Source organism: Candidatus Pelagibacter sp. HIMB1517 (assembly GCF_052047895.1).
Taxonomy (GTDB): Bacteria; Pseudomonadota; Alphaproteobacteria; order Pelagibacterales; family Pelagibacteraceae; genus HIMB114.
This window is the reverse complement of the sequence record NZ_JBNAIW010000019.1, coordinates 1-8,997: the sequence shown is the minus strand read 5'-3', so window position 1 is coordinate 8,997 and position 8,997 is coordinate 1. Positions and strand designations below refer to the sequence as shown.

At 23.6% G+C, this 8,997-nt stretch carries 9 protein-coding genes; all 9 read left to right on the top strand.

The annotated features are described in order from the left end of the window. On the top strand, window positions 1-653 hold a 653-nt coding region (locus ACTTAT_RS06825; protein ID WP_440680301.1), incomplete at its 5' end, for a glutamate ligase domain-containing protein. Further along, a complete protein-coding gene (locus ACTTAT_RS06820; RefSeq protein WP_440680300.1) occupies window positions 650-1,981 on the top strand; it encodes a UDP-N-acetylmuramoyl-tripeptide--D-alanyl-D-alanine ligase in 1,332 nt (443 codons plus the stop codon). The genes ACTTAT_RS06825 and ACTTAT_RS06820, both read left to right, overlap by 4 nt. Continuing rightward, window positions 1,981-3,069, top strand: coding sequence for a phospho-N-acetylmuramoyl-pentapeptide-transferase (gene mraY, locus ACTTAT_RS06815; RefSeq protein ID WP_440680299.1), 1,089 nt, complete (start codon window positions 1,981-1,983; stop codon window positions 3,067-3,069). The genes ACTTAT_RS06820 and mraY overlap by 1 nt, the downstream gene beginning before the upstream one ends. After that, window positions 3,070-4,275 carry a Mur ligase family protein gene (locus ACTTAT_RS06810; protein ID WP_440680298.1) on the top strand — a complete coding sequence of 402 codons (1,206 nt, stop codon included), beginning with the start codon at window positions 3,070-3,072 and terminating at the stop codon, window positions 4,273-4,275. Then, on the top strand, window positions 4,256-5,365 hold the full coding sequence (locus tag ACTTAT_RS06805; protein WP_440680296.1) for an FtsW/RodA/SpoVE family cell cycle protein: 1,110 nt from the start codon (window positions 4,256-4,258) through the stop codon (window positions 5,363-5,365). Before ACTTAT_RS06810 ends, ACTTAT_RS06805 begins: the two co-directional genes overlap by 20 nt. Window positions 5,366-5,404: 39 nt before the next feature. Beyond that, window positions 5,405-6,796: a UDP-N-acetylmuramate--L-alanine ligase gene (gene murC / locus ACTTAT_RS06800; RefSeq protein ID WP_440680295.1), complete on the top strand. Its 1,392-nt coding sequence runs from the start codon at window positions 5,405-5,407 to the stop codon at window positions 6,794-6,796. Continuing rightward, window positions 6,796-7,659 carry a UDP-N-acetylmuramate dehydrogenase gene (murB, locus tag ACTTAT_RS06795; RefSeq protein WP_440680294.1) on the top strand — a complete coding sequence of 288 codons (864 nt, stop codon included), beginning with the start codon at window positions 6,796-6,798 and terminating at the stop codon, window positions 7,657-7,659. The genes murC and murB overlap by 1 nt, the downstream gene beginning before the upstream one ends. A gap of 19 nt (window positions 7,660-7,678) precedes the next feature. Next, window positions 7,679-8,563 (top strand): D-alanine--D-alanine ligase, encoded by an 885-nt coding sequence (locus ACTTAT_RS06790; protein WP_440680302.1) that lies wholly within the window; start codon window positions 7,679-7,681, stop codon window positions 8,561-8,563. Next, the coding region (locus ACTTAT_RS06785) for an FtsQ-type POTRA domain-containing protein (RefSeq protein WP_440680293.1) at window positions 8,544-8,997 on the top strand (454 nt) is incomplete at its 3' end. The genes ACTTAT_RS06790 and ACTTAT_RS06785, both read left to right, overlap by 20 nt.

Sequence of the window (8,997 nt, the reverse complement as noted above, 5' to 3'; positions counted from 1 at the left end):
CCCCCCCTTTAATTAATATTAAAAAAAATAATAGTAAAACCTTAATAAAAGTTAATTTTAAAAATAATATTTATACCTTTAACATTAATTTAATAGGGCAATTTCAAATTGAAAATTTATATCAATCCATAATATTGGCATTATCATCAGGCTTAAAAATTAAAGAAATTTTTAAAGTTTTAGAAAAGATTAAGCCTATTGAAGGACGACTCAATATTATTAAAAATAGAAAAAAAACGATCTGTATTGACTATGCTCATACTCCCGATGGATTAAAAAAAGTGATAGAAACCTTAAAAAATCATTATAACAAAAAAGTTAATATTGTTTTTGGATGCGGTGGAAACAGAGATACAGATAAGAGAAAAAAAATGGGTCAAATTGCTAATAAATTATGTAACAAAGTTATTTTAACAAATGATAATCCTAGAGAAGAAGACCCAAAAAATATAACAAGACAAATATTTCAATCTGTTAAAAAGGCAGAAATTATTCATAATAGAAAACTAGCAATAAAAAAAGCCATTAAAATTACAAAAGAAAAAGAAGTACTGTTGATTGCTGGGAAGGGTCACGAAAATTATCAAATATTTAAAAATAAAATTATTTATTTTTCAGATTTTGACGTGGCAAAAAAAAATCTATTTATATGAAATTTAATATTACTAATAAAATATTAAAAAAAAAATTCTATATTGACAGTAGACTAGTAAAAGAAAATTCAGTTTTTCTCTGCATTAAAGGACCAAATAATGACGGACATAAATATGCAAAATTAATTTTAGATAGATTTAAAAGAACAATTATAATTTGTGAAAAAAATTCTATTTATTTAAAAAATTTAAAAAATAGCAATAGGGTAATTTTTTGCAATTCCACAAAAGATTTTTTAATTAATTTAGCTAGAATTAAAAGATATCTTTTATGTTCAAAAAATTTTATTGGGATTACTGGTAGTTCAGGAAAGACAAGTTTAAAAGATCTTTTGTTTACTGTCTTAAATAAATATAAAAAATCTTATAAATCGCAAAAATCATTTAATAATAATATTGGTCTTCCATACACTTTGGTAAATCAAAACATCAAATCTGAATTTAATATTTATGAGCTTGGCATGAATAATTTTGGTGAAATAGACTACTTATCAAATATCTTAAAACCAAATCTCGCAATAATCACCAATATTGGAGAAGCTCACTTAGGTAATCTAGGTAGTATAAAGAATATAGCCAAGGCAAAAGCTGAAATAATTAAAAATATTACTAAACAAGGTACGATAATTTTAAATCAAGATTGTAAATTTTTTGATCAGCTAAAAAAAATATCAAAAAAAAATAAAATTAAAGTTTTGAGTTTTGGATCAACTTCAAAAGCAACAGTAAGTTACAAAGTTATTTCAATAAATGAAATAGAAATAAAATTAAACAATCTAAAATTTAAGTTAAAACTGAATAACATAAATCTAAATATAATTAATAACATCCTTGTTTGTATTTTGGTTTTAAGTTTTTTTAAGTTAAATATTAAAAAATCTAAAAGTTATTTTAATAAAATTAAACTTACCAGAGGAAGGGGAAACATAGTAAAATATAGAAAAAAAATAATAATTATTGATGATAGTTATAATTCTAATCCGTCTTCATTAAAGAGCTCTATTAATCAATTCGAAAAATTATATACGAAAAAGAAAAAAATTTTAGTAATTGGAGATATGTTAGAATTAGGTAAATTTTCGAAAAAAAAGCATGGAGAGATTGGCAATTATTTATCTAAGATGAGATTTAATCGAATCTTGTTAGTTGGAAAAGAGTCAAAAGAAATTTATAAAAAAATAAAATCCACATTTTGGTGCAAGTATTTTGAAAATATTAATATTTTTTCAAAATATTTTAAAAATGTTTTAATAGAAAACTCTATTATAATGTTTAAAGCTTCAAATGGAGTCGGATTAAATAAACTTTTAAATAAAAAAATTTATTAATGTTAAATTATATTTTTCAAGAGCTATCATCAAATTTTTCTTTTTTAAATGTTTTTTCTTACATAACATTTAGGACTGGAATTGCAGTTTTTACTTCTTTGTTTATTGTACTTATTTTTGGACCAATTTTTATAAGATATTTAAAAAAATCAGCACATTTCAATCAACCTATTAGGAATGATGGTCCTGTCTCTCATATAATAAAAAAAGCTGGGACACCAACTTTTGGTGGGATATTAATTATATTCGGAATATTAATTTCTACTCTGTTATGGTCTGATATTAAAAATATTTTTATTTTAATTTGTTTATTTTCATTATTATCTTTCGCATTGATTGGTTTTTTTGACGATTTTTTAAAAATTAAATTTAAAAATTCTAGAGGAATTTCTGCACTTTCAAAAATAATTTTTCAATTATTTTTTAGTTTGATGATTTTTTATTTAATTTCTATTTCAATTAACAGTGAACAAAGATTTCTATTAAACTTACCTTTTTATAAAAATTTGATTTTTGATATAGGATATTTTTATTTTCCTTTTGCTGCCGTAGTAATTATTGGTTCATCTAATGCTGTTAACTTAACCGATGGTCTTGACGGTTTAGCAACTGTACCATTGATATTAGTTGCTTTGACTTTTACTTTAATTGTTTATTTGTCCGGAAATGTAATTTTTTCAGAGTATTTGAAAATTATTAATATTAAAAATATATCTGAGGTATGTATATTGCTTGGAGCAACAATTGGATCATGTTTAGGTTTTTTGTGGTTTAACGCACCTCCAGCTAAAATATTTATGGGCGACACAGGTTCTTTGGCTCTAGGATCATTATTAGGAACTGTAAGTTTAATTTCAAAACATGAAATTGTATTGTTAATTGCTGGCGGAGTATTCGTTTTAGAGGCAATGTCAGTTATTATCCAGGTATTCTCTTTTAAGTTATTTGGGAAAAGAGTGTTTAGAATGGCGCCATTGCATCACCATTTTGAAAAAAAGGGCTGGGAGGAGTCAACCATTGTGATTAGATTTTGGATAATTTCTATAATTTTAGTTTTAATTGCATTATCTAGTTTGAAATTAAGATAGATGCAGTTTCCAAAAGATTTTTTAAATAAAAAAATTTTAATTTTTGGTTACGGAAAAACAGGAAAATCTGCAGGAAAGTTATTAGATAAATTTAAAATAAATTATTCTATTTATGATGATAATATAAGTAAAAAAAAAAAATTATTTGATAAAGAGTTTTACAAAAATAATTATGATTTTATAATTTTAAGCCCAGGTATAAATATTTATAATCATAAAAAAAAAAATTTTTTTCAAAAAAACAAAAAAAAAATTATTACTGATTTAGATATTTTTTTTTCTTTTCAAAAAAAATATAAATATACAATAGGTATTACTGGTACTAATGGTAAATCAAGCTTTTGTAATTTGCTAAAAGATATTTTAGATAGAAACAATATAAAGTCTAAAATTTTAGGCAACTTTGGTATACCAGTATTAGATAAAAAAATTTCGAGTGATGAAATTTGTATTATTGAATTATCCTCATATCAAATTGACTATTCAAAAAATTTAAAACTAGATAAAGCTTGTATTTTAAATATTTCACCCGATCATTTAGAAAGACACAAGACACTATCAAATTACAAAAAAATAAAACTAAAAATATTTAAATTTCTAAAAGAAAATGGACGGGGTTACTACCATCAAAAATCATTTCCAAAATTAAAAAATACAAACAAAATTAAAAGCTTCTCCAATTTGAATAAAGTTTTTTTAAGAAATATTTTGGGAAAAAATATAAAAATTCATAAAAATTATCATAATCAAATTAAAAACAAACTTCCACATCGCGTTGAATTTTTTTATAAAAAAAATAATTTTAAATTTATAAACGACTCAAAATCTACAAATTTTGAGGCAACCAAATTTGCTATACAGCAATATACAAATATTATTCTTATAATTGGAGGTCTATTAAAAAAAGGAGATAGTTACAATTTTAAAAATTCAAGTAATAATTTGGTAGACATTTATATAATTGGAAAAAAAAATAGTATTATTCAAAAAAGTTTAACAAAACAAAAAATACGATTTATTTGTTTTGATAACTTAAGAGCTGTTTTAAAGAATATTTACAAAAAACACTATTTAGAAAATAAAAACAGTAATAAAAATTTTACAGTATTATTTAGTCCTGCGGCTGCATCTTTTGACCAATTCAAGAATTTTGAAGACAGAGGTAATAAATTTAAAAAATATACTTATGAGTTTTTTAAAAATTAGTAACACTTTTTTATTTAAATGGTTTTCAAGCATCGATAAGATTATTTTGTTTTTGCTGATTACATGGATTACCTTAGGAGTAATTTTTAATTCAAATTCAACTCTAGGTTTTGTATCTTCTAAATTATATAATGATCCAAAAATTTTAGTTAATAAATTTTATTTATTTGTATTTCTGGGATCATTAGTAATTTTTTTTTCCTCTCTTTTTAATGAAAATTTTTATAAGCACTCGGGGAAAATTTTTTTTTTAATATCTTTTTTTCTTTTATTTTTGACATTAATAATAGGTATAGAAGTAAAAGGATCAAAAAGATGGTTAAATTTTATTTTTTTGAACCTTCAACCAGTTGAGCTTTTAAAACCGTCTTTAATAATTTATTTATCAAGTATATTTTCTAGTGATATTAAGTTTTCTTATAAATTTTTATTGTCTGGTTTTATTTCTTTTTTTTGCGTGTTGATACTTCTTTTACAGCCAGATTATACACAATCATTAATTATATTAGTTATCTGGTTTACTTTACTATTCATGTCTGGAGTAAATTTAGGCATACTTTTTTCTTCTTTTTTCTTACTTGCAGGTCTTATGACTTCGGTCTTAATAATTTTTAAACAAAAATTTTCATATATAATTTCAAGGTTCGAAAAATGGATTAATGTAAACGATATTTCCTATCAATCAGAAAAATCTTTAGACGCAATTCAACATGGCGGTTTTTTTGGCCAAGGTATTGGAGAGGGTATTTTAAAAGAGAGAATACCCGAGTCTCATACTGATTATGTATTGGCATCTATAAGTGAAGAATATGGAATTATAATAATAATATTAATTTTAATAATTGTTTTTTCTTTGTTCATGAGAGTTTTTGCTATTTGTCAGAGAGAAATTTCAAACTTCAAAAAATATACATTAGTTACCTTATCTACCGTTATACTACTGCAAATATTTATTAATATTGGGGTTACAATTAATTTGTTACCATCAACCGGTATGACTTTTGTTTTCGTAAGTTATGGAGGTTCATCTATTATTACCAGCTCTTTTATTATGGGTATAATTTTAGCGTTAACAAAGATAAAGAATTAAAATAAAGAAACATTAAGTAGTTTATTTAAATAAAATTATATGAAAATCCAAATTAACAAAAAAAGTACAATATATTTTGTAGGCATTGGCGGGATTGGCATGAGTGGGATAGCATTGATAATGAAAAATTTAGGCTATAACGTTTGTGGAAGTGATCTAACTAGTTCAAACAAAGTAATTGAAGAATTAAAAAAAAACAAAGTTAAAATTGTTAAAGGTCACGAGACAAAATCAATTTTAAAGGCAGATATTGTTGTAATATCTACAGCAATAAAACCTGACAATAAAGAATTCAACTTAGCAAAAAAAAGCAATAAATTAATAATTAAAAGAGCTGATATGTTAGCTCATTTAATTAATTTAAAAAAAAACATAATAATTTCAGGTTCACATGGAAAAACTACAATTACATCTTTGGTTTCACACTTGCTTAAAGATAATAAATTTTTTCCTACTATTGTTAATGGAGGAATAATAAATTCCATTAAATCCAATGCCATACTTGGAAAAGGTGAATGGTCTGTAGTTGAAGCAGATGAGTCAGACGGTAGTTTTTTAAAATTTAAAAGTATTTTTTCAATAGTCAGCAATATTGATATCGAGCACATGGATTATTATAAAACTACTCAAAATCTAATTAATAGTTTTAAATTTTTTTTAAATAAAACACCATTATTAGGAAAAAATATTGTTTGTATTGATGATCTAAACATTAAAAAATTAACTAAAGAAATAGATAAAAAAAATTTTTTAACATATGGCTTTGCAAAGAACGCAAATTTACAATGTAAAAATATCAGAAATGTCGATATGGGGATGAAGTTTGATATTTCTATAAACTCTTCAGGTAAAAAAAAGTTAGTAAAAAATATATTTATTAATCTTTTAGGAAAACACAATGTTCTTAATGCAACCGCAACTTTTGCTATAGGTTTACTTTTGAATATTAAAATTGAAAGAATAAAAAAATCATTATTAAGTTTTTCTGGTGTTCAGAGAAGGCTTACATTAATTTATGATAATAAAAATTCATTGATCTATGATGATTATGCACATCACCCAACAGAAATTAAAGCTGTATTAAGTGCTTGTAAAAATAATTTTAAAAATAAAAAAATAATTGCAATTTTTCAACCTCATAGGTTTTCAAGAATTTTATCTTTATATAAAGATTTTACAAAGTCATTTGTAAATGCAGATCAAGTTTTAGTTTGTCCAGTATATTCTGCTGGTGAAAAAACAAAAAACTTTAATTATAATAAATTTTGTAAAGACATACTCTTAAAATCTGAGACAGAAGTTATACAAACAAATTCAAAAGATGATCTAGAAAATTATTTGAAAAAAAATTTTATAAGTAATCAAGTCGTCATCGCTATGGGGGCAGGAAATATTAGTAATTGGATCAGGAAAATTTCAAATAAGATTTGATGTATAATTTAAAGACAAACTACAATTTATCTAAAAATAGCTGGTTTGGTATTGGTGGAAAGGCAGATAAATTTTTTACACCCAATGATGAAAATGAATTATTAGATTATATAAGAAATAATCCTAATGAAAAATATTTTGTTATTGGGTCAGGATCTAATATTTTATTCCGGGATAAGGGGTGCAAAGAAACAATCATAAAATTAGGAAAAAATTTTAGAAATATATATATAAAAGACAATCAAATTATTTGTGGCTCTGGAGTTCTAAAAAATCAATTGTCAAAATTTGCATTAGATAATGGTTTTGTCAATTTTGAATTTTTAAGTTGCATCCCTGGAACTGTAGGTGGAGGAGTTTCAATGAATGCAGGATGTTTTAAAAATGAATTTAAAGATATTGTGGAAGAGGTAAGAGGTATCAATATTAAGAACTTAAAATTTGTTAACTATAATAAAAAAGAAATTAAATTTTCTTATCGCAAAATAGATCTTCCAGATGATTTCATTATAACAACAGTGATTTTTAAAATAAACCACGGTTCAAAATTAAAAATAAAAGATAAAATTGAATTTTTTAAAAAACAAAAGGAAACAGCGCAACCATCAAAAATAAAAACTGGAGGAAGTACATTTAAAAATCCAGATTCAAAAATCAAAGCATGGGAATTAATTCAAAAAAGTGGATGTGATAAAAAAAAATTCGGTAAAGCTAAATTTTCAAAAAAACATTGTAATTTTATTGAAAATCAAGGTAATTCAAGTTTAGATATTGAAAAGTTAATTAACTTCACAATTGATGATGTGAAGAAAAAATTTAACATAGTGCTAGAACCAGAAATTAAAATTATTGGTGAAAAATAAAAAAAAAATTCTTGTTTTAATGGGTGGAATGTCCAGGGAAAGACCTGTTAGCATTCAATCTGGTAGAGCATGTTATAATGCAATTAAAAAACTTGGTTATAATGTATATAGGTATGACCCTCTTAAAAATATTTCATCTAATATAAAAAAAATAAAACCAGACTTAGCGTTTAATTCTCTTCATGGAAAATACGGTGAAGATGGGAAAATACAAAAAATTTTAGAAAGATTAAAAATACCCTATACTCACTCAGGTATAAAGGCATCACAAATTGCAATGGATAAAATTAAATCTAAAAAAATATTTATAAAAAAAAAAATTAATACCCCGGATTTTAAAATAATAAAAAAAATTTCTGATATTAATAACAAAATTTCTGAGTCAAAATTTATAATAAAACCATCAAATGAAGGATCAAGCTTTGGTGTTAAAATTTTCAAACCAACTTCGAAATCTCAAAGTAAAATTATTAAAAAACTTTTAAAAAAATATAAAACTTTAATTCAAGAGACTTACATTCAAGGTAAAGAAATTCAAACCGCTGTACTAGGAAGCAAGCCTATCGGATCTGTAGAGATTGTTCCCAGTAGAAAGTTTTACGACTATAAGGCAAAGTATTCTTCTAATGCTAAAACTAAACATATTATACCGCCAAATATACCAGAAAATCTTCATAATAAAATCAAGAGGATTGCCTTGAAAGCCCATCGTGCCTTGAATTGTAGAGGTGTAACCAGATGTGATTTTATTGTTACTCCAAATCACAAAATTTATCTATTAGAAATAAATACCCAACCTGGGATGACAAAATTATCTCTGGTTCCTGAAATTGCTTTAAATTTCGGCCTAACTTTTATTCAATTAATTGATTGGATGATTAAAGATGCAAGTATTAAAAGATAATAAAAATACTATCCTTTTAATAATATTTTTTTTTTTTCTAACTTCCTATCAGATAAAAAAAATAAATATTTTTACTTTTTTTAGAGTAAATGAAGTAGAATTTATTGGAAGTAAAAATTTTGAGGAAAATTTAAAAGATGACTTAACTAATAATTTAAATAATAAAAATTTATTTAATATCACTAAAAAAGAAATTTCTCACATTGTAAAAAAAAGCCAATGGATTGAAAGTTATAAAATTAAAAAAAAATACCCGAAAAAAATATCTATAATTTTTTTTGAATATAAACCGGTCGCAATTTTTCAAATCAAAGGTAAATCATTTTTAATTAACAATAAATTCAAATTAACGAATAAATTAGCAAAACTTAATAATGATTTAATTCAAATAAATGGAGAATATAGACCGAAACAATTTCAAAATATATATAATA

Bases quoted from the DNA above. Each gene is read 5' to 3' on its own strand.
- ACTTAT_RS06820 (WP_440680300.1), top strand. From the start codon at position 650: ATGAAATTTAATATTACTAATAAAATATTAAAAAAAAAATTCTATATT.
- mraY (WP_440680299.1), top strand. From the start codon at position 1,981: ATGTTAAATTATATTTTTCAAGAGCTATCATCAAATTTTTCTTTTTTA.
- murC (WP_440680295.1), top strand. From the start codon at position 5,405: ATGAAAATCCAAATTAACAAAAAAAGTACAATATATTTTGTAGGCATT.
- ACTTAT_RS06805 (WP_440680296.1), top strand. From the start codon at position 4,256: ATGAGTTTTTTAAAAATTAGTAACACTTTTTTATTTAAATGGTTTTCA.
- murB (WP_440680294.1), top strand. From the start codon at position 6,796: ATGTATAATTTAAAGACAAACTACAATTTATCTAAAAATAGCTGGTTT.
- ACTTAT_RS06790 (WP_440680302.1), top strand. From the start codon at position 7,679: ATGGGTGGAATGTCCAGGGAAAGACCTGTTAGCATTCAATCTGGTAGA.
- ACTTAT_RS06810 (WP_440680298.1), top strand. From the start codon at position 3,070: ATGCAGTTTCCAAAAGATTTTTTAAATAAAAAAATTTTAATTTTTGGT.